Here is a 20,688-nt window from a genome sequence, read left to right as displayed (position 1 = left end):
TGAAGCAATTCTTGGGCGCCCAAACCCGCAAGGTCCTGCTGATGGTGCAGGGGCCGAACAACACGGTGGTCCCCGTGCAGCAGGGGGAGTTGGGTGGGGGCGGCAGTGCCCCAGGCCCCTCCCCCACACTGGCCACCGAGGCGCTGCGCGCGACCACCGTGCAGGTGCCGGACAACGACCTGCCCACCGCTCTGCCGCCCAGCTTTGTGGACGGTGTGGAGGGCTCAGGCATGTCCGCCGTGGTGTACGTCCAGGGCGGTCCCGTGCGCGCCACATGCGTGGAGGGCTATCAGCCTGTGCAGGGGCAGCCGTTCGGCGCGCTTTGGCCCGAGGGCAGCATCATCGCGCTCGACACCCGGGCCCAGCTCGAATCGTTTCGCGCCCTGCCTGCCGATGAGGGCGGGCCAGCGGTCAGCCTGTATGTCGAGGTGAGCGGCGTGCGCACCGCGCCGCCCTTCGGGGGGAGCAGCTGATGCGCGCCCTGTTTCGCCCCCAGCCCTCGGCGGCGCCGACCCCCCCGGCCGCCGCCGGGCCGGTGCGCCTGAGCGCGCTGCCCCCACAGGTCTACCGGCTGTTCACCGTGGCGGGCAGCAGCGTGGGGAGCAGCCTGGCGAACGGCAACCATGTCTCGGAGTTCAGGGCCCTGCAGCCGCTCACGTTCAATGCCCTCGAATCCGAAAACAACTTCGAGGTGGGGCACACGGTGGAGGTGCTGGACGCGAACAATGCCGTGCTGGCCTCGGGCACCTGGGCCCTGGCCCCGAATCCACAGCAGCCCAACCGGCGCGTGGTGCAGCTGAACCAGACCGTGCAGCTGCCCACCAACGCGATTTTTAAGGCCCGCATCACGCAGGGCATGGTGTGGGTGGACGTGAACCGCACGGTGGGCTTCGAGCGGGCCGGGATTCGCTTCCTGTCGAACCCCAATATGTTCCTGCCCACCTTCAACTTCTTCAGCGGCACGTATCTGCCCAAAGGGGTGGCGGGCCCAGTGGACCCCGAGGACCTGCCCGGCGGCGCGCTGCTGACCCTGGGCGGCAATCTGGTCATCCCCAACGCGGCGGACACGGCACTGGCCTGGAGTGAGGCGGCCTACGATGACCAGGAGTTCTGGTCGCCAGCGGCGCCCACGCGGCTCACGGTGCCCGAGGGCGTGAGCCGCGTGGGCCTGTCCGGCGCGGTGAGCTTTGATGGCGCGAGCGCCACAGGTTACCGCTCGGCCCTCATCAAGAAAAACGGCCAGCGATTCGCGGGGGGCCGGGAAGGGTTGCAGGGCAATGGGCTGTTCCTGACGCAGGCCTCGACCGCAATGGTGCCAGTGCAGCCGGGGGACTTTTTCGAGCTGTTCGCCTACCAGAATTCAGGCAGCGCGCTGGCAACCGACAACACCACCTACCCCATGCACTTCAGCATCCAGATCGAGCGTTAACCCCTCTGTGCTCACCACCCCGCCCCAGCCGGCCAGCGCTGGGGCGGTCTTCATTCCTGCTGGCCACCCAGGAGGCCCATGAGACGCCACACCCTGGCCGCGCTGCTGATCGGCGCGGCCCTCGTCCTGTCCGCGCCACTGTCGGCCGCCGCACCCGGCGCACCGCCGCCGGATCCCTGCGCGGTAAAGGCCACGTCCAGGCCCACCATCACGCCCGGCATCTACCACGTCACGCTCACGGTGTCGAAGCCCTGTGTGCAGGTGCAGGTGCGCCTGGAGAGCTATGTCGGCGGCACCTTTCCGCGCAACGGCTGGTTCACCCTCACGCCCAGCCGCCCGCTGACGCGCGACGGCGTGCCGTGGTACTGGCGCGCCAGTGTGCGCAGCGCCTCTGGCACCACCTCGTATCCCCTGATCATCCCCGGCATGGTCAATCCGTTTTCTCCGAGGCCGCAATGAGGAGGGCCAGTGACACAACCTGCAGCATTTCTAAGCGCCGTCGATTGGTCGCTCGTCGCCTACGCGGCCGGCATGGGGGCGCTGGTGTCGCTGCTGGAGACCGTGCGCAGCCGCAACGCCCAGCGCGGCAAGCAGCTGCCGCTCAGCCCGTGGGGCACGGTCCTGCCCGAGTCCCTGGTCAGTGCCCTGGTCGGCACGTTGGGCACGCTCGTCATCACGGGACTGGTCAAGCCCCTGCGGACCTTCGAGGGCGTGGGGCTGGTGGCGGCCGTGCTGGCCGTCATCGTGCCCCGGGCCTGGGAGTTTCTGCGCAACAACGGCTGGGAGGTGGCGGTGGATTGGGCCGCCGCCAGCGCCACCGGGCCGCTGCAGAAGCTGGCCGAGAAGGCCGCCGCCCGCACCAAGAAAGGAGGACCACCGGATGACCCGCAAGGCACTGAATCCGAAGGTGACGAACGTGAGCCGTGAGCGGGCCAGCCGCTTCGCGCGCGCGCACAATCCCCTGCAGCCGCCGCCGCTGCGGGCCTGGCATGTCCTGCTCGCCCTGGTGCTGCTGGGGGTCATGGTGGGCAGCGTGACCGCCTCTGGGCTGTTTGGCGAGGCGGGCCGCGCCGGGCTGGGGGGGAACACGTGGCAGGTCACGGTCTGGGCCATTGAGGGCGTCGCCGCGCTGTGTCTGTGGGCGCTCCTGGGCGTGCGCGCCATGCACCCGCTGATGTACCTGGGCCTGAGTCTGGAGGTGGTGTTCCTGGCGCTGTGGCTGGGGATTTCGCGCACCGAGCGCCTGGAGTTCACGGTCGTGAACCTCATCCTGCTGGCCTTCTGCGCCATCGTGCCTATGCGCGTGATCACCCGTCCCAACGACACCGACCGCCTCAACGACTGCGAGGCGCGGGCCAAGAAAGCCGATGAAGAGCGGGACGCGGCGCTCGCCGAGCTGGCCCGCCTGAAAGGAGAGCAATGATCACCCCAGCCCTGATCCGGGTGCTGGTGCCCCGGCACCCCACGTCCGATGTCACCGCCGAGAAAGCCCAGCGCGCCGCCGACCTGTTCGGCATCACGGACCCCAAGAGCGTGGCAGCGTGGCTGGCGAACATGACCGTTGAGGCTGGCATTCAACCTAAACGCGAGGACCTGTTCTACACCACGGCCCAGCGGCTGCGGACGGTCTGGCCCAGCCGCTTCGACCCCCAACACGGCGGCCGCCATGACCCGAACGCCTACCTGCGTAACCCTGAGAAGCTGGCAAACCTCGTGTACGCCGGGCGCCTCGGGAACGGGGACGTGGCCAGCGGGGACGGCTGGGCGTTCCGGGGCTGGGGCCACCTGCAGATCACGGGCCGGGCCAACACCCTGGCGGTCGAGCGGGCGGTGGACCTGCCCCTGACCGCGCAGCCGGAGCTGCTGGAGCAGATTGGCGTCGGGCTGCTGGGCGGCGCCTATTACTGGGTCCGCATGAGTGCGGCGAACCGGCTGGCGACCGCCGGCAACATCCGTGAGACGCGCCGAGCGGTGAACGGCCCAGCCATGCTGCATGCCGACGAGATGGTGGCCCTATACCACCGGGCCCTGCCTTATCTCACCTGAAGCCTGCTCGAATGGGGACAGCTTCTCCAATCCGCCCCATTCCCCCTATGGCGGAATAATTTCCACGTTTCTCCGCTCCTGGCGGCCCTCCCCCTGACTCCGCGTGGGCACTTTCCTGCCTTCGGAATACTCAGCCCGCCCCATTCCACCCCATTCACCGGCCCCTGCAGATGCGGGGGCCGCGCCCTTTGGAGGGCTCGGACATGACCCAGAAACATGCCACCCGTGCCGACATTGAAGCCATTCTGAAGGCCCGCCGTGACGCGGCGGTCGAGGTGCAGGCCATTCCTGCCCTGCCGCCGCAGAAGGCCAGCGTGAAGGCGCAGAGTGAGCCCGCAGCGCCGCCCCTGACGCAGCCCGCCGCCGTCCCCAGCGTGACTGTGGCGCCCACGCCCACGGTCAGCGATGCGGACCTGGAGACCTTTCTGGGCAAGCACCTGCCCGCACTGATCGCGGCGGGGCAGGAGCTGGCGCGGCCGCCGTTCACCTGGAATGAGGTGATCACGCTGGGTCAGGGCGTGAGTGCCGCGGTTGCTGAAGGCCTGCCACAGGTGGGCGGCCTGGAGGCGCGCGTGCTGGTCGTGGTGATTACCCGGCACGTGTGGCGCACGTATGCCACGCCGCTGCTGCCAGCCGCTGTGAAGCCGTTTACAAGCCTGCTGGAGACCTTGATCGTGACGAGCATTGAAGCGGCGTACAAGCTAGCGGTGAAGCCTCGAAAGTAACGGACAACTTGCGCCGTTTCCCCCTGTCCGCGCTTCGGCAAGGGCGGGGGGGTCCTTATGGCTTTGAACGAATCATGTACTTTGGCGTGACAGAACTTTCATCCTTAAAATCTGCTAGGTACATACCTCAGCAGAACGAATCGCGAATGAGTTTGTCTAGACAATAGGCCGAGACACAGCTGACTTCATGTCCATTGAACCCATTTTCGCTTATGACAGGAAGAAATCTGGCGTAACCTGTGCTAAATGGCCTCGCTCCCCACACCTCTAGACCTTTCCGACATCTTGTTAGATCAGAAAAATCCACGGCTTGATGACACCAGCCAGCGAATGGGGCAGGCGGAAGTAATACGCGACATTATGTCAGACGAAATATTGGGACAACAGGTGTATAAGTTGGCCCAGGACATAGTCCAATATGGCATGGATCCCACTGCTTTATTGGCAGTAACAAAGAGCGCAGACGAAGCAGAAAAATATATTGCATTAGAGGGTAATAGAAGAATTGTCGCGCTCAAAATACTAACAAATCCCGACTTGATTGTTGGAGTGGGCAAAAAATCACTAGAAAAGAGATTTAGAGACCTCAGCAAAAGATTTATCGATGAGCCTATTACAGAGGTGAGATGCATCATCTTTGAAGATGAAGAAGAGGCAGATCACTGGATTAAGATGCGCCACACCGGACAGAATGATGGCGCCGGACTAGTAGAATGGAACGCGTTGTCTCAGGGACGATACACGGCAAGAAAGGGCAGTGCACCTCCAGAGGTTCAAGTACTCGATTTTGTTAGGGATCATGGCACGTTAAGCGCTGAGGCAAAAGAGAATCTATCCAATTTCAAAATTACGAACCTCCAGCGCCTTCTTATTACCAAAGATGTTCGTGATGTTATTGGTTTGATACAGAAAGAAAGAGTGCTTTACACACGATTTCCGGAAGAAGAGATTATTAAACCGCTTCAAAAAATTATAGAAGACTTGTCTGGCAAAATTAAGGTTAGTCAATTGATGAGCAAGCAGCAGCGTCTTGACTACATTGCTGGTCTTGCCCCCGAGTTTATGCCGGACCACTCCAAAGCTAGCGAGGAAGAGGTGCGCCTTGGTGACGTTCAACCCTCACCAACTGCGCCACCTACCGGTCCAGAGCCAACAGAGGGCCAAGCGCAGGCTGGAGGCTCAACTACGAGCAATGCTTCTAAGAGCGGAGAGGCAAACTCAAATTCCACTCCGAACAACACTCCAACGCCCGGAAGTAATGCCACGCAGACAACACCCACTACAAACGCTAACAACACTCCTACCCCCGCGAGCGGCACTCCACCCTCAACCGGGAATTTAACGGCAAAAGAGTTAGCGGGTATAAGAGAACGTAACTCCATTATCCCTGCTCGTTATACGAGGACCATAACGGTTTCAAGAATAAACGAGCTTTTCAAGGAATTAAAGAAACTAAACGTTACTCAGTTTCCCAATGCCGGGGCCGTAATGCTACGTGTTTTCTTAGAGCTGAGTGTCGACGAATACATGAAAAGGCATAATTTGGTAATCACAGTAAGAAATGATAAAAATCTGAATGGTAAAATTCAGAAGTGTCTTGACCATATTATTGGCAATGGTCAGGCTGAACATAAAGAGATGCAGCCCGTGAAGAATTTTACGACAGATACTAGTTCGCTTGGATCAACTGTGACACTTAACGCCTATGTACATAATCCGCTAATGCATCCAGAGGCCACAAGCCTGAAGATAACTTGGCATAATCTTCTGCCGCTCATCGAAAGGATCTGGCCATGAATTTTAACACTCAACATAAGGAGCATCTTCAATGGAGTCATCTTCAATGAATCGCTCTACTCCTTTACGTTATCCAGGTGGAAAATCTAAAATTACAAATTACGTCAAAGTCCTATTAAAGCAGAACTCTCTGCTAGACATTCACTACGCGGAACCATATGCTGGTGGCGCCGGAGTAGCCTTATCGCTCTTGTTTGATGAGTACGCCCAACATATTCATATTAATGACTTAGACCCGGCCATTTACTCCTTCTGGCATTCCGTGATCAATCATCCAGAAGAAATGTGTCGCATGATTGACAGCATAGATGTTTCAATGGATGAATGGCATAAGCAAAAAGCCGTGCAGACCAATCAAGAGAATCACTCAATGTTGGAGATAGGATTTTCCACCTTCTTTCTCAATCGAACAAATCGATCAGGCATTATTCTAGCTGGTGTTATTGGAGGCAAAAACCAGAGCGGCAAGTGGAAGCTGGATGCTCGATTTAACAAAGAGGATTTAAAAGCTAGGATTCGGCGTATTGCTCTATATAGGAAAAGGATCAGTTTGTACAATATGGACGCTCAGCAGCTGATAGAAGGACAGTTCAGGTCGCTGGGCCCGAAATCTTTGATATATCTTGACCCACCCTATTATGTTAAAGGGCAAGACCTCTACAAAAATTATTACTGCCACCAGAATCATGTTGATATTGCTGAAGCAATCAACTCCATTGAAACGCCTTGGATTGTGTCATATGACAATGCCTCCGAAATATCCGAAATTTACAAGGGTAAAAACTCCATTGAGTATTGCCTCAGCTATAGTGCGGCACAGAGATATCAAGGTACAGAAATCATGTTTTTCAGTCCCGGTCTTAAGGTTCCACCCATCAAAGAGCCCACTTCTGTTTCTCCTCAAATGGCCAATAGGTATCAAAGCTTTCTCCCATTTGAGGATATGATTTAGGCTGTAGCTTTGATTGAGTCAGGACTATTGAAGCGGCATATAGGCTGGCGGTGAAGCCCCGGAAGTAACGGACCACTCGCGCCAAGAGACCCCCCGCTCGCGCTTCGGCGCTGGGCGGGGGGCCTTTTTTTGTTGGTCAGGACGCGCGGCCGGTGAGCTGCACCTGCAGATCCGCATTCAGGGCGGCCGCCACGCGGCGCAGCAAGTCAAGGCTGTGCCCCCAGTAGAAGGGGTTTACCAGCCGGTTGACGCCTGCCGGGCTGGAGCCGATGCGGCGGGCCAGTTCCGCTTGCGAGACGCCGGCCCGTTCCAGGGCGCGCTCGATCTCCGCGCTCACGGGGTTCATGGGTGCAGGCTCCAGCAGCAGCAGCTCCGCGTCAGCGGGGACGTCGGCGCGCACGTCGGGCGCCAGGTCGTCGAGTGAGGCCGCCTGAGGTGGGCGGGGGCCATCCTCCAAGGCAACGGCGATGCTTTCACGGGCCAGCTCGATCAGGCGCTCGCGGCTCTTGGCGTTGGCGATGCAGGTCAGGTCCGGCACGAGCGCGTGCCACGCCTGGGGGCCGCTGCTGGTCACGATGGTCAGGTACTTCACGGGGTTCCTCCTTGAGGGGGGTGTCCCCCCCTCGCTTACTGTTCGGCTTCTATGGCGTTCTGGACGGCTTTCTCTTGATACTTCTGGGCGTCGTCTCCAAGTCCGCCGCTGATGGTGATGGGTGTCCGTCCCTTCCTGTATTGCCGGTGGTCCCCCCGTGTCCGTTTGAGCTCGAATCCTGCGCGTTCCAAATCCCTGATCAGCTCCCGAATCTTCCTAGGCATCGTCTTTCATGCCCATATATTACCAGATTTGGTAATGCAGTGCAAGTCTACTGATTAAAATATAGGCTCGGGCGGTACAGCAAAAATTCAGTCTGAGGCGCCCCTCAGAATGTTCTGAGGGGCGCCTTGTTCAGTACCGAAGCACACTCACGGTGTGGGCTCCGGGGTCTCCACCCAGGGCTGCACCTCGTAGGGCGGTGAGAACCACACCCACCCTTTGGTGGGCCCCTCCAGCTGGGCCAGCTTCAGGTTGACCTTGCCCACGCTGAGCACTTCACACTTCCCCCAGCGCTTGTGGCGCACCACGTCACTCTTCCTGTAGCTGGTCACCTCAGCGAAGGGCGCGGGCGCCAGGGCGGCGAGGCGGCCCTGCTCGAAGGCGATGCGCAGCTCCAGGTGTTCCTGCCAGCGCTCGGCCCACTCGCGGCTTGCAGCGCTCAGGCCCTCCCTGGCCAGGGTGCGCTGCTGCTGCCGCAGCTCGGCCTCCAGCTTGGCGATGCGGCGACGCACCACGTCCGGGTTGCTGCGCTGGGCGGCGCGGCGTTCCGTGCCGGCCGCCCGGTCCTTCCAGTACTGGGCTTTGCTGGATTCCTCGACAGCCTTGCGCATGTTCTGGTCGCTGCGCGCAATGGCGCGGCGGTGGCGGCCCTCCGAGTGGTGTCCAATCTTAATGGGCTCGCCGCCGGGTGGCAGGCCCTGGAAGGCCGCCGTCACCCGGGCGTCGGCGCGGCCAGCGGCGGCCGCTGCGCGCTGCGCGAAGCGCAGGGAACGTGAGGCGGGGTCATCGGTCTCGACCTCATGCGTGATGTATTCCACGCGCGCCAGCAGGTGGTCCTCGCGCGCGGGCGTCCACTTCGCCACAAAGGCCTTGCTGCCGCCCCACCACTTGAAGCCCAGGCCCTTGGCCAGCGCGTACTCATTGGCGTCGAGACGCGCCTCCGGGCACCAGCGGAGGGTGTCATCGTCCAAGTTGTACGTGGCCGTCCCGTTCGTGACCAGCGCGGTCACCGGGGCACCGCCGTGGCGCGCAGCAGGATCTGCCCCTCGCGGTCAATCACGACGTCCACCCGGTGGCCCAGCACGGCCTGCAGCTGCACAGCCTCATAGACCAGGGCGGCGTCGACCTCGTGCACGTACAGCTCCAGCGTCTCGCCCGCAGGGGTGATCACCGTGAGCTGGTGGGGTTCGGTCCACGTGGCGGGGGCCTGCAGCGTGACGTTTTCCAGCGTCTCAGCGTCGGCGGGGTGGCTGCCCGGCAGATCGCGCCTGCGCACGATCACCAGTCCTTTGGCGTCGAGCAGGGACAGCACCTCGTCGGCATCTGGGCCCAGGGCGTCCACGGCCAGCTCACGGGCGGCCCGGAGGTTCAGGCTGAGTTTCATACGGCCTCCCGGGCTTCGAGCTCGGCGGCCACAATGGCCAGCGCCTGCGTGCCATCGCTGCACCGTGCCAGTGGGTAGCGCTCGCCGTCCGTGGCCGTGATGGATGAGTCGCCCACATGGATCTCGGCGATCAGGGCGCGGAATGTGCGCGTGCCCTGGCGGGGTTCGTAGGTGACCCCCAGCACCTCCCAGGTGTCACCGGGCAGGCGCCGCAGCTCCCAGAACTGCACGAGGAGGGTCATGCGGCCACCTGCGGGTGGGTGTCGAGCAGAAAGCTAAACACGATCTCAGCTTCAGGCTCGGTCAGGGCGGCGAAGGAGGACACGGGGCGCTCCAGGGCGGCGCTGGCCAGCGCATAGTGCTCGCCCTTGCGCAGGCCGACGCGGCCCATGAGGCGGTGCAGGTGGGCGGCGTAGGTGCGGCGGATGGTGGGGGGCGCCAGGACCTCGCTGGTCATCTTCAGCTCGGTGGCGCCGCGCAAGATGTTCAGGGCGCGTTCAAGCGCGCAGGCCTCGCCGTTCACGGTGGCTTCAATGCCGGCAGGTGTGCGGGTGAGGGTCACGGTGTACGTGATGCGCTCGGTGACCACGCCGCACTCCTGATAGGTGACGGTGGCGTTCCAGGTGCGGCTGTCAGCGCGGGTGCTATGGTTCATGGTGGTCCTCTGTCTGCGGGGGATTTCAGGTTGGGGGCGCTCTTTCTTGGTCGGACGAACGCCCCCTTCTCTGATGCATGAATGATAGCTTGTTGGCTAACTATTGTCAATAGCCGCGCGGCTAACATATGATGCGCATATGACCTGGCCAGAGCTGGAAACAATTCTCAGGGGCCACGCGGCGCAGCAGCCACGTGGGTTTGCTGCTCAGCTGGCACGAAAACTGGAAATCAAGCCCCCTACTGTGGCGCAGGTGCTCGCAGGCGAGAAGCGGATCCCACCAGATTGGCTGGGACCGATGCTTGAGCTGATGGGGTTAGAACTTGTAGTACAGCCCAAGTCTTGAACTTGTGTGATTTTCGTTAGCAGGGGCGTGGCACGCTCAGCCCATGCCATTTTCAGGACGAACACTCTGCACCCGTCTTCTTACTTTCCTGACTGTCGGAGCTACCCTGGCCGCCACCGCTGAGGCGACAACGCGGGTCAGTGGGTACGTCCGCAAGGACGGCACGTATGTCCGCCCATACACGCGCAGCGGGGGAAGTAGCGGCGGATACAGCACCTATACACTGCCGTCCCTCACGTTCGGGAGCTGCGATGAAGCGCGCAGCTCGGGGTTCTCAAACATTCCGCTTGGGAGCGCCGGCTACAGCTCTGGTCTTGACCGGGATGGAGACGGGGTCGCATGCGAATCTGGAGAGGGTGGCTCGTCCGCCACATCGAGTGGCACAGGATCTTTCGGCGGCCCTGCACCCCGCCCCAATACGTCGTCGCCCCGTCCAGCGCAGGCCGTGGCCGGAATCGCTTATTTCGCAGCCCGTGATTTGAAGACCAGTGGGGCCGCCCTCTCCGCCGTAGGCAAGCAATATATCCTGCAGTTGAATCAGCAGACCCTGCAGCTGGAGCTTGGCAGCAAAACCATACGGGTTAATCAGCGGCCAGACACACTCAGTGCGCCCCCCCTGCTGTTCAACGGCAAACTTTATGTCCCCGTGCGGCTCATTGAAAAACTCGGATGCACCATTACCGATATTGGCAGCAATTACTTCGGGGGGGAGTGCAAAAACCATCTCATCGTCGCCTCGGACGATGTGCTGGTCTGGTAAAGTCACGCTTCTTCAACATGTGCGGCAGCAGGACCGAGGATGACATGACAGGCTGCGGGGCATGAACGCACACGATCAGGCCAATGCCCAGCAGATCGCGCTGCTGCGCGCGGCGCTGGGCTTCCTGGCTCCACCCCACGCCACCCCAAACGCACCCCAGTACACTTCGGCGAGCCTAGGCCCAAGCAGGAATTCTCAGGAAGAAAAAAGCTGTGTGGAGCACCAAAAATCGTAAGAAGGCAGAACAAGACAGGAAAGGCCAGGAATGCCCAGAAATCGGCAGAAATGCCGTCCAGACGCATCTTTTAATCAGCGGGTTGTAGGTTCAAGTCCTACACGTCCCACCAGAAAAACCCCGTCACTGACGGGGTTTCTTTGTTTTGCATGCTGTGGCACTGGTCTGCCCCGTGCCGCTTGGGCACCTTCCAGGCACTCTGGAACGAGCGGGCGCAGGGCCAGGCTTCCCGCCAGCACCGCCCCATATGGCTTCCGGACCAGCCGTGATCACCCCTGCGCTTCGGTGCGTCCACGCCTCTCTGTCCCCGGCTTTCCTTACTCTGCGGCGCCGCCCCTCCGGTCTGGTTCAGCCGCTTTCCATCACGGCTGAGCCGGACCCCTTGTCACAACCGCGACGGCGCCGCACTGAACATCTGCCCCGGACGTGGCAGCGCCATCTCCGCTGGTGAGCAGGGCGCCACCGAGAGCACCAGGTCTGAGGCGCGGATGGACAGCAGGCCCGGCAGCGCCGTCTGGGGCAGGACCCAGTGGCTCAGCGGGGGGCAACCGCGAGCTGTGGCCGGCGCGCCAGGGGCTGGGCGCCATTCCAGGCAGGTGTGGGCCGAACTGTGCAGCAGGCGGTAGGCCAGAAGGCCCGGCGGCAGGTGCAGGTGCAGCCAGGGCAGGCGCTCGGGGTCTGGCTGGGCCGACTGCCCCAGGCGCAGGATATGCCAGCCGCCCTGCTCCTGCACCACGTGGTAGCCACACGGGGTCCACACCGAGGTGGCGGGTTCGCCCAGAGGCTCGCCGAGCCCCAGGAGCGGTCGCCAGCGGGGCGCAGGCACCGGGTCTTCAGGCACGTGGGTCCCGGCCCCCACGGCCAAACGCGCCTGCAGGCGCAGGGTGCCCGGCAGGGTACTGGCCAACGCGGCGCGCTGCAGCTCGCTGGAAAACATCAGGGGCCCGTCACGGTCTGGCGCCTGCCACGTGGCCAACTGGGTCAGGTCGAGGTGCAGGTCTCCGGGAGCGGTGCGCAGCACCCCAGCTTCCAGCGCGTCCCACACGAGCGGCATCTGGACAGTCCCCAGCGCCTGCTGGGCTTCGGCCATGCTGAAAGGCGCGGGCAACGCCGCCAGCCGGGCCAGGGGGGCACGGGCGTGGGGCAGCGCGGCGTCCAGGTCCGCCAGCAGCAGGTGGCGCTCACGGCTGGGCAGTTGCGCGCGCGGGCGGATCTGTGCCGTCTGGGCGCGCAGGGCCAGGGCCGCCGCCTGCCAGCCTTCAGACTGCTGCAGCAAGTACAGGGCGCGCCCGGGCTCCTCCGGCGCCTGCAGGCCGCGCAGCACCGAAACCAGGCCCGACAGCGTCAGGCGCGGCACTTCCGCCAAGTGCAGGCGTTCCGGGGGCAGGTGGGCCGTCAGATGTTCCAGGCACCGCTGGGTCTGCGACGGATGCACCGTGAAAATCACCAGCAGCGGCAGGGGCCACTGCGCCAGGTAGGCCAGGTGGGGCAGCAGGGTTTCGGGCAGACGCTCGGCCCCGCTAACCACCAGCGCCACCGGCCGCCCCAGACGCAGCAGGGCCTGGGTCAAGCCCGCCACCGCTTCGTCGGGTGAAGTGGCCGGGTGGGGCAGCGGCGCGCCGGCCGCCTGCTGCACCATCACGCGCGCCGCCGAGAACAACATGGCCGCGCTGGGCAGCGCCGGCACCGAAATCACCACCCAGCGTTTGTCCAGGCTCTCGGTGATCAACTGGTGGCGGCCGCTGCCGGTGGCGCCGGCCAGCACCAGCACCTGCGGCTGGCGCTGGGCCAGCCGCGCGGCCTGCCACACCGCTTCCATGGGTGGCGGCTTGGGCGCAGGCGACGGCAATTCCAGCCCCAGCAGGTCCAGCTGACGCGCCAGCCGCTCCCGGCGCCGGGGCTCGGCGCTCATCCAGGCCGCCTGCAGGGCCAGCTCAATTTCGTCGAGCAGCCGCTGGCGGGTGCGGTCCACCCAGGCGGTCAGCGCGGGGCTGTTCAGGTCGTCCAGGCCCGACAGTGGCAGGCCGCGCAGCAGGCCCAGCCAGGTGTCCAGATCGGCGGCGGGCGTCTGGCGCCACCGGGCCAGATCGGTGGGCAAGCGGGCCGCCAGCAGCGCCGAGCGCGGCGCCCCAAGCGCGAGGCCCGCAGCCCGCAGCTTGGTGAGTTCAACCCGCAAACTCGCCAGCGCCCGGGGCGAATCCCAGAGCAGCGACGCGGCGGTGTCGCGGTGATGTGGCTGGCCTTCCAGGGTCAGGAAGGTCAGCAGCGCCAAACCTTTGGCCGAGAGGTGAATGGTGGTCCCGCCCCGGGACATATAGGTGGGACCCAGCACATGCAGGGTCACAGGAAGCGACATGGCACCTCCTTTACCCGGGCCACTCAGACACTCTTAAGTGCAGGCCAAGTTGCCCCCACGTTAATCAGAAAATTAGCTCAGAGGCAAGGGGGCCCGTCACCTCCCCATGGCCGCTCGGAACGCGCTGGGCGCCGCTTTAACGTTCCTTTTAACTTCACGGAAATGCCGCGTCTTTTACCGTGCGGCCGTTTGGTCCTGGACGCGCAGGAGGGAGCACTGGGGGAATCGGGCGCGGGCTGGGCAACCAGGCAGGGAGGAACAAGGATGAAAAATCTACTTTGGCTCGCCGCTTTCCTGAGTGGGACCTCGCTGGCCGCCACGGCCACCGGCACCGGCTCGGCCTCCACGGCCACCATTGACACCGTGACCATTTCTGGGGTGCCCACCTTCGCCTTTGTGGCGGCGGACTTTCCCGGGCTGACCACCATCGCCTTTAAGCAGGCGCAGACGGTGCTGAACACCAAGACCAACGTGTCCAACACCCTGCAGGCCAAGGTGACGGGCAACATGGCCGGCAGCGGCCTGTACTACGTGAGCATCACCGACGGCGCCTACGACTGCACCACCGCCAACCACATCGGCCTGATGAACACCCTGGCCGGGCGCCAGCTCACGTGGAGCATCACCCAGGGCACCGACTCCAAGACCATGTTCTGGTGCGCCGGTGCGTCCCTGCTGATTCCCACCGACGGGCTGTCCCACGTCATTACGGTGAACGCCACGACGTTCTAACCCCCCCACCCGGCGTGCCAAGCCCGGCGGCCTTCCCCCAGGGGCCTCCCGGCTTGGCTTCGCTGGTGGTGTCCCCCCGGTGCGGGTGCGGGGCCCGCCGCGCGCCCTTCTGCTTTTCCATCTCCCCACGAGGTGCCTCCCATGCGACTGTGGTTTCTGGCCCTGCTGTGCTGCCTGCTGGGGTCGTTTGCCCGCGCCGACCTGAGTGTGACCACGCCCCTGGTGCGCCTGCTGCCGCTGCGGGCCGGGATGCAGCACGAAGGCCGCATTACCTTTCAGAACACCTCCGCGCTGCCGCTCACCGTCCGGGTGGCGCAGGCGGATTTTCACCTGTCGGTGGACCAGGGCGCTCAGCTCTCGGCGCCGGGCAGCACGCCGCAGTCCAACGCGCCCTGGGTCACGGTGGATAACCGCCCCTACACGCTGGCGGCGGGCGAAAGCGTGACGGTACCGTTCCGGGTGCAGGTGCCCGCTGACGCGCCCAACGGCAGCCGCTGGAGCGCCATTCTGGTCGAAGCGAACCTGCCCACGGTGCCGGTCAACACCCCCGACGGCGCCAAGACCAACGTCTCGGTGCAGGTGGTGCGCACCTACGTGACCTCGGTGGTGACGGTGCTGGGCGAGACCGGCGCGGGCGCCGTGCTGCTGGATTTTGCCCGCCCCACCCTGGCCCTGGACACCCGCACCGTGGAGGGCAAGCCGCAGCCGGCCCACACGCTGAACGTGGAGTTCCTGAATGCGGGCGTGCAGGCCACCACGGCGCTGCTGACCGCCCAGGTGTTCAGCGGCGGCAAACCCGTGGCGCAGGCGGAACTGGACCAGATGCTGGCCCTGCCCGGCGAGGGCCGCGTGACCAAATTCAGCCTGCCGCTGCTGCCCCCCGGCGACTACGAGGTGGTGCTGCTGGCCGACGCCGGGGGCGACGATGTGTTCGGCGCCCGCTTTGCCCTGACCGTCCGGCCATGAAACGCGCGGCCCTGCTGACCTGCCTGTGGCTGGGCACCCTAAGCGGGCTGGGGGCCCAGGCCGCCGTGCGCCTGAGCGGCGAGGTCAGCGGTGAAACCGGGCGCGGCGCCCTGACCCTGCGCCTGGAGGTGCGCCATGACAGTGGCCCCGCCGAGGAGGTGCGACCCACGGTCACCCTGCCGCCGGGCTGGCGCCTGCTGCTGCCCCCGCCGGCCGTGACTGTGGCCCCCGGCGAGGTGCGCGCCGTGACCCTGACCATCCTGCCCCCCACCGGCACGCCCGCCGGCCGCTACCCGGTGCGCGTGCAGGCCGGCGAGGCCGAGACCACCATTCAGGTGGAGGTGGCCGCCCTGGCCCGCGCCAGCATCCAGCCGCTGAATATCCCCGGCTTGGCGGTGGGCGACCGCTACGAGGCCACCTTTGTGGTCACCAACACGGGCAACGTGACCCTGCGCAGCCCGGTGGTGGCCAGCAGCGCGCTGGGCTACCGGGTGCGCGCTTCGCCGGCCCAGGTGGAGTTGGCCCCCGGCGCGCAGGTCACGGTGACGGTCACGGTGACGGTGCCCCGGCTGGCGGTGCCCTCGCAGCGGCACCTGTTAGAGCTGGACCTGCCCGGCTACACCCGCGCGGCGGCGCGCGCCGTGACGGAACTGGTGTCGGAAACCCTGGCGCTGTCGGCCACGCACGTGACCCTGCCGCTGACCCTGCGCGCCGAGGCCGAGGGCGCGCCGGGCAGCGCGCGCGTGGTGCTGGGCGCCCAGGGCACCGCCCAGCTGGAAAACGGCGCGGAACTGGAGGTGGACCTGAACACCCGTACGCCGCGCCTCAGCTACCGCCAGCGCCGCTGGAGTGCCGAGGCCGGGTACGTGCCGTTTGGACTGCGCTTCGAGCCGTTGCAGGGCCTTCGCCTGGGCACCACCGACGGCCCCCTGACCGTGGCGGCTGGCCTTTACCGGCAGGCGGCGCCGCTGGGCTGGCTGAGCTGGCCGGCCACGCCCGGAAGCGCGCCGGGGCCGTGGAACGCCGGCCTGGAAGTGCTGTACCTCACCCCGGAGCGGCGCGCATGGGCCGAGGTGCTGCTGGGCGGCAGCGGGTGGCGCGTGGGCAGCACCCTGAACCTGACCCTGGCCCCGGGCTGGCGCCTGCGCGCCGGGGGCGACGCCCGCTCCGACGGCACGTGGCAGGGTGAGGTGGGCCTGAATCAGGCGTCGCCTGGCCAGACCTTCAGCGCCAGCTTGGCGGCCCGGCGGGTGGCCGGCGAGCGGCAGTGGCGCGCCGCCGCCAGCGCCAACTGGCCCAACCTGCGCGGCTTTGACCTGGGCCTTTCAGGGGCGTGGAACGGGGGCGGCAGCGTCACAGCGCCCGGCTACGGCCCGGAGGGGGCCGAAGCCCAGCTCAGCCTGGGGCGCGCGCTGGGCTGGGGCCGCTGGTCGGCGCGCTACGCCTACCAGCAGACCGCCACCGCGCAGCACGCCAACCACGAACTCAGCGTGTCGCTCGCCACCGACGCGGCGCGCACGCTGCAAACCGTGCTGGTGGGCTACGGGCCGGTGTGGCGCTGGACCTACAGTGGCCGCGCCAGCCTCTCCGGGGCGGGGGGCACCTGGACCCCCAGCCTGGACCTCGCGCAGGTGGCGGGCTCGCCGCTGCAACTGGGGGCGGCTGTGGCCTGGAGCCTGCCGCTGCAAGAGGGGCTGGGCCTGACCCTCAGCGGCGGCACCCGCGACGCCCTGGCGGGGCAATGGTTTGTGGGGGCCGAAGGCAAATACGCGTGGGCCGACGGCGCCGAGGTGGCGGGGCAGCTGAATTACACGCGTGGGGCGAGCAGCGGGCTGTCGTGGCGCCTGAGCGTGCGCGTGCCCGCCGAACTGCCCCTGGCCCAGCGGCAGAACGTGGGCCGCCTGGAAGGCACAGTGCAGGATGCCAGCGGGCAGCCTCTGGCTGGCGTGCTGGTGCGCGCCGGGGCCGCGACCACCCGCACCGACGCCGCCGGGCACTACCTGTTCAGCGCCCTGCCGGGTGGCCCCACGGCCCTGACTGTGGGGACCGGGCCCGACCAGGTGGTGCGCCCGGCGGTGCCGCTGGCCGTGACCGTGACCCCCGCACGCACCCTCACCCAGAACCTGCGGGTGCTGCCCGGGATTCAGGTGGTGGGGGCCCTGCGCCTGGAACTGCCGGACCCCGCCCGGCTGAGCGCCGAGTCGCAGGTGGTCAGCGTGCCGCCCTCGGCGCTGGCGGGCGTACCGGTGGGGCTGCAGGCCGAAGACGGCACCATTACCGAGGCCATCAGCAGCGAAACCGGCGGGCTGATCTTTGCCGCGCTCCCCCCGGGCCGCTACGTGGTGGTGCCGCCGCCCGAGGGGCACCCACTGCGCACCCTGGCCACCCTGAGCCTGGAACCCACCACGCTGGACCTTGCGCCCGGCACGCCCGCCACCCTGCAGGTGCGGGTGCAGCCGCGCGTGCGGACCGTGCGGGTGCGCAGCGGCGGCACGGTGGAGCAGTTGCCGCCCCCCACCAACCGCTGATGACCCGCCCTGGCCCCACGGCCCACAACCCACCCAGCGGTGGCCCGCCCGCACGAACCCTCAACGTATTTCGGGGCTCTGCGGCCTAAGCGGGCCAGGGCTTTTGCCGGGAAGAGGTCCAGCGGCCAAGCCACAAGCGCCGTTTTATGTCCTGGCGCGGCACGGTGGAGGGGCCTTGGACGGTTGCCGTTCAACCCATGACCGCACCGGCACACCGCCGCTTGCCTGCCGCTTGTCCTGGCGACTGTTTTTTCTCTTCCACTCTGCTCAGGTTGAACTGTTTTTGTCACTGTTCAACGGGTACCTCTCTCAGCCAATAAGCGGGGCTGTGGCTGCCCTGCCGTCCCCTACCCGCAGCGGAAGGGAATGGGCACTGGGCCGCAGCAGCACACCCCACGCACCGAGCCGCCAGTGACCTGGGCCGCGCCAGCAAGGTGACTGTACGCCTGGGCGCAGGTCTGAAAACGGGCGGCGATGTCGGGGCGGGCGGCCAGGGCGCCGCGCTCGGCCACCAGCCGGCGCACGGCGGCCGAACACGAGTCGCCGCCGTAAAAGGCTGCGTGGGCACAGCGGAAGCCCTTGAGGGGTGAGAGCCAGCGCTGGTAGAGGTCAATGGACGAAAGCACGGCGGTGTTCAGGAAGGGCATGGCAGGGCCTCCAAGAAGGGCGCAGGCAGGGGCGCAGCGGCACAAACGATGAAGCGGGCCACCCCGAAAGGCCGCCCGCCTGATCGCCAACCCCCTCTGTTCCGGTCAGCGCGGGGTGTGGTTGGTGGTGGTCGTGGTGTGCACCGCCGTGTGCTTGGGGCGCGACAGACCAGCCAGACCGGCCAGGCCCAGCAGGCCCAGCCAGCCCCAGTCCATGCCGTCGCGGTCACGGGTTTCGGTGGTCGTGGTGGTCGTCTGGGTGGTGGTGTCGGTGCTCGCCGTATCGTTCGTGTCCTGCGCCAGGGCAGGCATGGGGGCAGCGGCCAGAGCCAGAACCAGCAGGGTCTTTTTCACGTTCATAAAGCCTCCTCCTATGCACTGTGTGCGTAGCTACGAAAAAAGATCGCACGCAAGCTGGCCCGCTGCCGCACAGGAAGTCTTGCGCTCCCCTTGGGCTTTTCTTCAGTGTGCGCGCGGCCGCGCTTGCGTTGGCGGCACCCACGCGTCTCTAAATGCCTGCCCAAGTCAAACCGCAGATTGTGGCCCCGGCTCTTGTCTATAACCTCAAGCATGAGGCACTTCTGGGCGAACAACGCACTGTCCATCGTCCTGGTTCTGCTGTTTGCGGCGTTCTGGGTGGGGCAGGCCCTCACCGGCTGGGCGGTGCACAACGAAGAACTGCAGACCCTGAACCAGCACACCCTCGGTTGGGGGCAGTACCTGACTTCCGCGCACTTCTGGTCGTCCACCGCCGAGAACTGGGAGAGCGAGTTTCTGCAGATGGCGGCCTTTGTGACCCTCACCATCTACCTGCGCCAGCGCGGCTCGGCCGAGTCCAATCCCTTTCCCGACGAGCAAACCGCCGAAGAGCGCCAGAAGGACGCCGACGACGCCGCCACGCCCGGCTTCTGGCGGCGCAACAGCCTCTCGGTGGTGCTGGGGGGGCTGTTCCTGGGCTCGCTGGGGCTGCACCTCGTGAGTTCGTGGCAGGATTACAACCTGCAGGAGCAGGCCCGGGGCCAGGACGCCCTGAGCCTGGGGGCGTTTCTGGGCCAGCCGGAATTCTGGTTCGAGTCCTTCCAGAACTGGCAAAGCGAATTCCTGGCGGTGGTGGCGATTGTGGTGCTCACGATTTTCCTGCGGCAGGTGGGCTCGTCGCAGTCCAAGGCGCTGTCGGACCCCAACGACAAGACCGGGGACGCCTGACCGTGGCCGACATTCGCCCCGAATCGTGGTCGGCGCTGCTGGACGCCCTGCAGCACAACACCTGGAATCCGCAGCTGCGCCGCTTTCGCTCGCCCTACGTGTTCCGGGGGCAGGGCACGCCGGCGCCGCTGACCACCTCGCTGCAGCGGCTCTCGGAGGCCCCGCGCGACATTGAGCGGCATCTGGTGCGCGCTTTTCGCAAGTACGCCCTGGCCACTGTGCCGCCGCAGGATGACCTGTGGACGTGGCTGACCATCGGGCAGCACCACGGCCTGCCCACCCGGCTGCTGGACTGGAGCTATTCGCCGCTGGTGGCCCTGCACTTCGCCACCAGTGACGAGCGCCACGACGACGAGGACGGCGTGGTGTGGCTGCTGGACGCCCCGGCCAGCGCGGCGGGGTTGCCCCCCGACCTGCGCGAGTTGCTGGCGCGCGAGGGCGGCAACGTGTTCACCACCGAGATGCTCAGCACCTTTGGCCGCGTCGCCCCGGAGATGCCCCTCCCCTACGACGCCGAAATTGGCTGGCTGGACCGCCTGGAAGCGCAGCACGGCGAGCCCTTTTTGCTGCTGCTGGAGCCCCCCTCCATTGACCAGCGCATCGTGCAGCAGTCGGCGCTGTTTGCCCTGCTGTCCAGCCCTGACGTGCGGCCCGAAGACTGGCTGCGCCGCCAGCCGGACCTGGCGCGGCGGGTGGTGGTGGCGCGCGAGCTGAAGTGGGAAATCCGCGACCGCCTGGACCAGTTCAACATCAACGAGCGCACCCTGTTTCCTGACCTGAGCGGCTTAAGCCAGTGGCTGCGGCGCTACTACCGCCAGCGCCGCGAGCCCCCGGACCCGGACGCCCCCGAAGCCCGCACGCCTGAAGACGAGCGCGATCAGGCCCGCTGAGACGGATGCCGGATCATCCGTTCCAGCCCCTGCACGTCGCTTCGGTGCGTCCAGGCCTCTCCGTCACCGTTGTTCCTTCTCTGCGACGCCGCTCTGCGAGCCCCTCCGGGCGGGTTCATCCGTGAGGGAGGAACGGATGAACCGGAATCCTTATGAGACGGCGCTCAGAGAGCCGGGGGCGAGGGGTGAGCGGACGCGCACCGCTCCACCGCAGAACGCA

At 65.7% G+C, this 20,688-nt stretch carries 26 protein-coding genes and 1 pseudogene; 18 read left to right on the top strand and 9 right to left on the bottom strand.

The features are described from left to right. The first annotated feature begins 11 nt into the window (after positions 1-11). The 9 genes from K7W41_RS10680 to K7W41_RS10640 all read left to right on the top strand — a co-directional run bounded on the left by K7W41_RS10680 (position 12) and on the right by K7W41_RS10640 (position 6,949). A complete protein-coding gene (locus K7W41_RS10680; protein ID WP_224607910.1) occupies positions 12-473 on the top strand; it encodes a hypothetical protein in 462 nt (153 codons plus the stop codon). Then, positions 473-1,429 carry a hypothetical protein gene (locus K7W41_RS10675; RefSeq protein ID WP_224607907.1) on the top strand — a complete coding sequence of 319 codons (957 nt, stop codon included), beginning with the start codon at positions 473-475 and terminating at the stop codon, positions 1,427-1,429. Before K7W41_RS10680 ends, K7W41_RS10675 begins: the two co-directional genes overlap by 1 nt. A gap of 78 nt (positions 1,430-1,507) precedes the next feature. After that, positions 1,508-1,888, top strand: a complete 381-nt coding sequence (locus K7W41_RS10670) for a hypothetical protein (RefSeq protein ID WP_224607904.1) — start codon at positions 1,508-1,510, stop codon at positions 1,886-1,888. A 9-nt stretch (positions 1,889-1,897) separates the two neighbouring features. Next, a complete protein-coding gene (locus K7W41_RS10665; RefSeq protein WP_224607901.1) occupies positions 1,898-2,356 on the top strand; it encodes a hypothetical protein in 459 nt (152 codons plus the stop codon). After that, a complete protein-coding gene (locus tag K7W41_RS10660) occupies positions 2,310-2,852 on the top strand; it encodes a hypothetical protein (RefSeq protein ID WP_224607899.1) in 543 nt (180 codons plus the stop codon). Before K7W41_RS10665 ends, K7W41_RS10660 begins: the two co-directional genes overlap by 47 nt. Further along, positions 2,849-3,475, top strand: coding sequence for a glycoside hydrolase family 19 protein (locus K7W41_RS10655; protein WP_224607896.1), 627 nt, complete (start codon positions 2,849-2,851; stop codon positions 3,473-3,475). The genes K7W41_RS10660 and K7W41_RS10655 overlap by 4 nt, the downstream gene beginning before the upstream one ends. A 203-nt stretch (positions 3,476-3,678) precedes the next feature. Continuing rightward, a complete protein-coding gene (locus K7W41_RS10650; protein WP_224607894.1) occupies positions 3,679-4,200 on the top strand; it encodes a hypothetical protein in 522 nt (173 codons plus the stop codon). Positions 4,201-4,446: 246 nt separating this feature from the next. Further along, a complete protein-coding gene (locus tag K7W41_RS10645) occupies positions 4,447-5,997 on the top strand; it encodes a hypothetical protein (RefSeq protein WP_224607891.1) in 1,551 nt (516 codons plus the stop codon). Positions 5,998-6,028: 31 nt separating this feature from the next. Continuing rightward, on the top strand, positions 6,029-6,949 hold the full coding sequence (locus K7W41_RS10640) for a DNA adenine methylase (protein WP_224607888.1): 921 nt from the start codon (positions 6,029-6,031) through the stop codon (positions 6,947-6,949). Between the two features lie 136 nt (positions 6,950-7,085). On the opposite strand, the gene K7W41_RS10635 is transcribed toward K7W41_RS10640, so the two are convergent. From K7W41_RS10635 to K7W41_RS10610, 6 genes are all read right to left on the bottom strand, one after another. Beyond that, positions 7,086-7,541 carry a type II toxin-antitoxin system HicB family antitoxin gene (locus K7W41_RS10635; RefSeq protein ID WP_224607886.1) on the bottom strand — a complete coding sequence of 152 codons (456 nt, stop codon included), beginning with the start codon at positions 7,539-7,541 and terminating at the stop codon, positions 7,086-7,088. Positions 7,542-7,576: 35 nt separating this feature from the next. Then, positions 7,577-7,765, bottom strand: coding sequence for a type II toxin-antitoxin system HicA family toxin (locus K7W41_RS23800; protein WP_224607883.1), 189 nt, complete (start codon positions 7,763-7,765; stop codon positions 7,577-7,579). Between the two features lie 147 nt (positions 7,766-7,912). Further along, complete coding sequence (locus tag K7W41_RS10625) at positions 7,913-8,773, bottom strand: DUF3560 domain-containing protein (protein WP_224607880.1); 861 nt, start codon at positions 8,771-8,773, stop codon at positions 7,913-7,915. Continuing rightward, on the bottom strand, positions 8,770-9,147 hold the full coding sequence (locus K7W41_RS10620; RefSeq protein ID WP_224607877.1) for a hypothetical protein: 378 nt from the start codon (positions 9,145-9,147) through the stop codon (positions 8,770-8,772). The genes K7W41_RS10625 and K7W41_RS10620 overlap by 4 nt, the downstream gene beginning before the upstream one ends. Then, the gene (locus K7W41_RS10615; RefSeq protein WP_224607874.1) at positions 9,144-9,389 is read right to left on the bottom strand and encodes a hypothetical protein; all 246 of its coding nucleotides are present in this window, start codon (positions 9,387-9,389) and stop codon (positions 9,144-9,146) included. Before K7W41_RS10615 ends, K7W41_RS10620 begins: the two co-directional genes overlap by 4 nt. Continuing rightward, positions 9,386-9,802, bottom strand: a complete 417-nt coding sequence (locus K7W41_RS10610; RefSeq protein ID WP_224607871.1) for a hypothetical protein — start codon at positions 9,800-9,802, stop codon at positions 9,386-9,388. Before K7W41_RS10610 ends, K7W41_RS10615 begins: the two co-directional genes overlap by 4 nt. Positions 9,803-9,941: 139 nt before the next feature. Here K7W41_RS10610 and K7W41_RS10605 point away from each other — a divergent pair, with 139 nt between their 5' ends. From K7W41_RS10605 to K7W41_RS10590, 4 genes and pseudogenes are all read left to right on the top strand, one after another. Beyond that, complete coding sequence (locus K7W41_RS10605; protein ID WP_224607868.1) at positions 9,942-10,148, top strand: helix-turn-helix domain-containing protein; 207 nt, start codon at positions 9,942-9,944, stop codon at positions 10,146-10,148. A gap of 43 nt (positions 10,149-10,191) precedes the next feature. After that, a pseudogene (locus tag K7W41_RS23695) lies at positions 10,192-10,482 on the top strand (excalibur calcium-binding domain-containing protein); the annotation flags it as partial. Between the two features lie 111 nt (positions 10,483-10,593). Beyond that, entirely contained in the window at positions 10,594-10,908 is a 315-nt protein-coding gene (locus tag K7W41_RS23690) for a stalk domain-containing protein (RefSeq protein WP_224608133.1), read from the top strand. 61 nt (positions 10,909-10,969) lie between these two features. Then, positions 10,970-11,143, top strand: a complete 174-nt coding sequence (locus K7W41_RS10590; protein WP_224607865.1) for a hypothetical protein — start codon at positions 10,970-10,972, stop codon at positions 11,141-11,143. A gap of 385 nt (positions 11,144-11,528) precedes the next feature. On the opposite strand, the gene K7W41_RS10585 is transcribed toward K7W41_RS10590, so the two are convergent. Further along, on the bottom strand, positions 11,529-13,499 hold the full coding sequence (locus K7W41_RS10585; RefSeq protein WP_224607862.1) for an AfsR/SARP family transcriptional regulator: 1,971 nt from the start codon (positions 13,497-13,499) through the stop codon (positions 11,529-11,531). 264 nt (positions 13,500-13,763) lie between these two features. On the opposite strand from K7W41_RS10585, the gene K7W41_RS10580 reads away from it, so the two are divergent. The 3 genes from K7W41_RS10580 (at position 13,764) to K7W41_RS10570 (ending at position 17,725) form a co-directional block, all read left to right on the top strand. Further along, a complete protein-coding gene (locus tag K7W41_RS10580; RefSeq protein ID WP_224607859.1) occupies positions 13,764-14,231 on the top strand; it encodes a hypothetical protein in 468 nt (155 codons plus the stop codon). A gap of 141 nt (positions 14,232-14,372) precedes the next feature. Continuing rightward, positions 14,373-15,197 (top strand): DUF916 domain-containing protein, encoded by an 825-nt coding sequence (locus K7W41_RS10575; RefSeq protein WP_224607856.1) that lies wholly within the window; start codon positions 14,373-14,375, stop codon positions 15,195-15,197. Continuing rightward, complete coding sequence (locus K7W41_RS10570) at positions 15,194-17,725, top strand: NEW3 domain-containing protein (protein ID WP_224607853.1); 2,532 nt, start codon at positions 15,194-15,196, stop codon at positions 17,723-17,725. The genes K7W41_RS10575 and K7W41_RS10570 overlap by 4 nt, the downstream gene beginning before the upstream one ends. A gap of 347 nt (positions 17,726-18,072) precedes the next feature. On the opposite strand, the gene yidD is transcribed toward K7W41_RS10570, so the two are convergent. Both yidD and K7W41_RS10560 read right to left on the bottom strand, forming a co-directional pair. After that, the gene (yidD, locus tag K7W41_RS10565; RefSeq protein WP_224607850.1) at positions 18,073-18,372 is read right to left on the bottom strand and encodes a membrane protein insertion efficiency factor YidD; all 300 of its coding nucleotides are present in this window, start codon (positions 18,370-18,372) and stop codon (positions 18,073-18,075) included. 105 nt (positions 18,373-18,477) lie between these two features. Beyond that, positions 18,478-18,732, bottom strand: coding sequence for a WGxxGxxG family protein (locus K7W41_RS10560; protein WP_224607847.1), 255 nt, complete (start codon positions 18,730-18,732; stop codon positions 18,478-18,480). Between the two features lie 210 nt (positions 18,733-18,942). On the opposite strand from K7W41_RS10560, the gene K7W41_RS10555 reads away from it, so the two are divergent. Together K7W41_RS10555 and K7W41_RS10550 are read left to right on the top strand one after the other, a co-directional pair. Continuing rightward, complete coding sequence (locus K7W41_RS10555) at positions 18,943-19,578, top strand: DUF6766 family protein (protein ID WP_224607845.1); 636 nt, start codon at positions 18,943-18,945, stop codon at positions 19,576-19,578. A 2-nt stretch (positions 19,579-19,580) separates the two neighbouring features. Further along, complete coding sequence (locus tag K7W41_RS10550; RefSeq protein ID WP_224607842.1) at positions 19,581-20,468, top strand: FRG domain-containing protein; 888 nt, start codon at positions 19,581-19,583, stop codon at positions 20,466-20,468. Positions 20,469-20,688 lie beyond the last annotated feature (220 nt).

It is taken from the genome of Deinococcus multiflagellatus (assembly GCF_020166415.1).
GTDB classification, from domain to species: Bacteria; Deinococcota; Deinococci; order Deinococcales; family Deinococcaceae; genus Deinococcus; species Deinococcus multiflagellatus.
This window is presented reverse-complemented; position numbering and strand designations above follow the sequence as displayed.

What these genes read in the sequence shown, in the direction of transcription:
- K7W41_RS10675 (WP_224607907.1), top strand. Translation starts at nt 473, where the DNA reads ATGCGCGCCCTGTTTCGCCCCCAGCCCTCGGCGGCGCCGACCCCCCCG.
- K7W41_RS10670 (WP_224607904.1), top strand. Translation starts at nt 1,508, where the DNA reads ATGAGACGCCACACCCTGGCCGCGCTGCTGATCGGCGCGGCCCTCGTC.
- K7W41_RS10660 (WP_224607899.1), top strand. Translation starts at nt 2,310, where the DNA reads ATGACCCGCAAGGCACTGAATCCGAAGGTGACGAACGTGAGCCGTGAG.
- K7W41_RS10655 (WP_224607896.1), top strand. Translation starts at nt 2,849, where the DNA reads ATGATCACCCCAGCCCTGATCCGGGTGCTGGTGCCCCGGCACCCCACG.
- K7W41_RS10650 (WP_224607894.1), top strand. Translation starts at nt 3,679, where the DNA reads ATGACCCAGAAACATGCCACCCGTGCCGACATTGAAGCCATTCTGAAG.
- K7W41_RS10645 (WP_224607891.1), top strand. Translation starts at nt 4,447, where the DNA reads ATGGCCTCGCTCCCCACACCTCTAGACCTTTCCGACATCTTGTTAGAT.
- K7W41_RS10640 (WP_224607888.1), top strand. Translation starts at nt 6,029, where the DNA reads ATGGAGTCATCTTCAATGAATCGCTCTACTCCTTTACGTTATCCAGGT.
- K7W41_RS23800 (WP_224607883.1), bottom strand. Translation starts at nt 7,765, where the DNA reads ATGCCTAGGAAGATTCGGGAGCTGATCAGGGATTTGGAACGCGCAGGA.
- K7W41_RS10620 (WP_224607877.1), bottom strand. Translation starts at nt 9,147, where the DNA reads ATGAAACTCAGCCTGAACCTCCGGGCCGCCCGTGAGCTGGCCGTGGAC.
- K7W41_RS10615 (WP_224607874.1), bottom strand. Translation starts at nt 9,389, where the DNA reads ATGACCCTCCTCGTGCAGTTCTGGGAGCTGCGGCGCCTGCCCGGTGAC.
- K7W41_RS10610 (WP_224607871.1), bottom strand. Translation starts at nt 9,802, where the DNA reads ATGAACCATAGCACCCGCGCTGACAGCCGCACCTGGAACGCCACCGTC.
- K7W41_RS10605 (WP_224607868.1), top strand. Translation starts at nt 9,942, where the DNA reads ATGACCTGGCCAGAGCTGGAAACAATTCTCAGGGGCCACGCGGCGCAG.
- K7W41_RS10590 (WP_224607865.1), top strand. Translation starts at nt 10,970, where the DNA reads ATGAACGCACACGATCAGGCCAATGCCCAGCAGATCGCGCTGCTGCGC.
- K7W41_RS10585 (WP_224607862.1), bottom strand. Translation starts at nt 13,499, where the DNA reads ATGTCGCTTCCTGTGACCCTGCATGTGCTGGGTCCCACCTATATGTCC.
- K7W41_RS10580 (WP_224607859.1), top strand. Translation starts at nt 13,764, where the DNA reads ATGAAAAATCTACTTTGGCTCGCCGCTTTCCTGAGTGGGACCTCGCTG.
- K7W41_RS10575 (WP_224607856.1), top strand. Translation starts at nt 14,373, where the DNA reads ATGCGACTGTGGTTTCTGGCCCTGCTGTGCTGCCTGCTGGGGTCGTTT.
- K7W41_RS10570 (WP_224607853.1), top strand. Translation starts at nt 15,194, where the DNA reads ATGAAACGCGCGGCCCTGCTGACCTGCCTGTGGCTGGGCACCCTAAGC.
- yidD (WP_224607850.1), bottom strand. Translation starts at nt 18,372, where the DNA reads ATGCCCTTCCTGAACACCGCCGTGCTTTCGTCCATTGACCTCTACCAG.
- K7W41_RS10560 (WP_224607847.1), bottom strand. Translation starts at nt 18,732, where the DNA reads ATGAACGTGAAAAAGACCCTGCTGGTTCTGGCTCTGGCCGCTGCCCCC.
- K7W41_RS10555 (WP_224607845.1), top strand. Translation starts at nt 18,943, where the DNA reads ATGAGGCACTTCTGGGCGAACAACGCACTGTCCATCGTCCTGGTTCTG.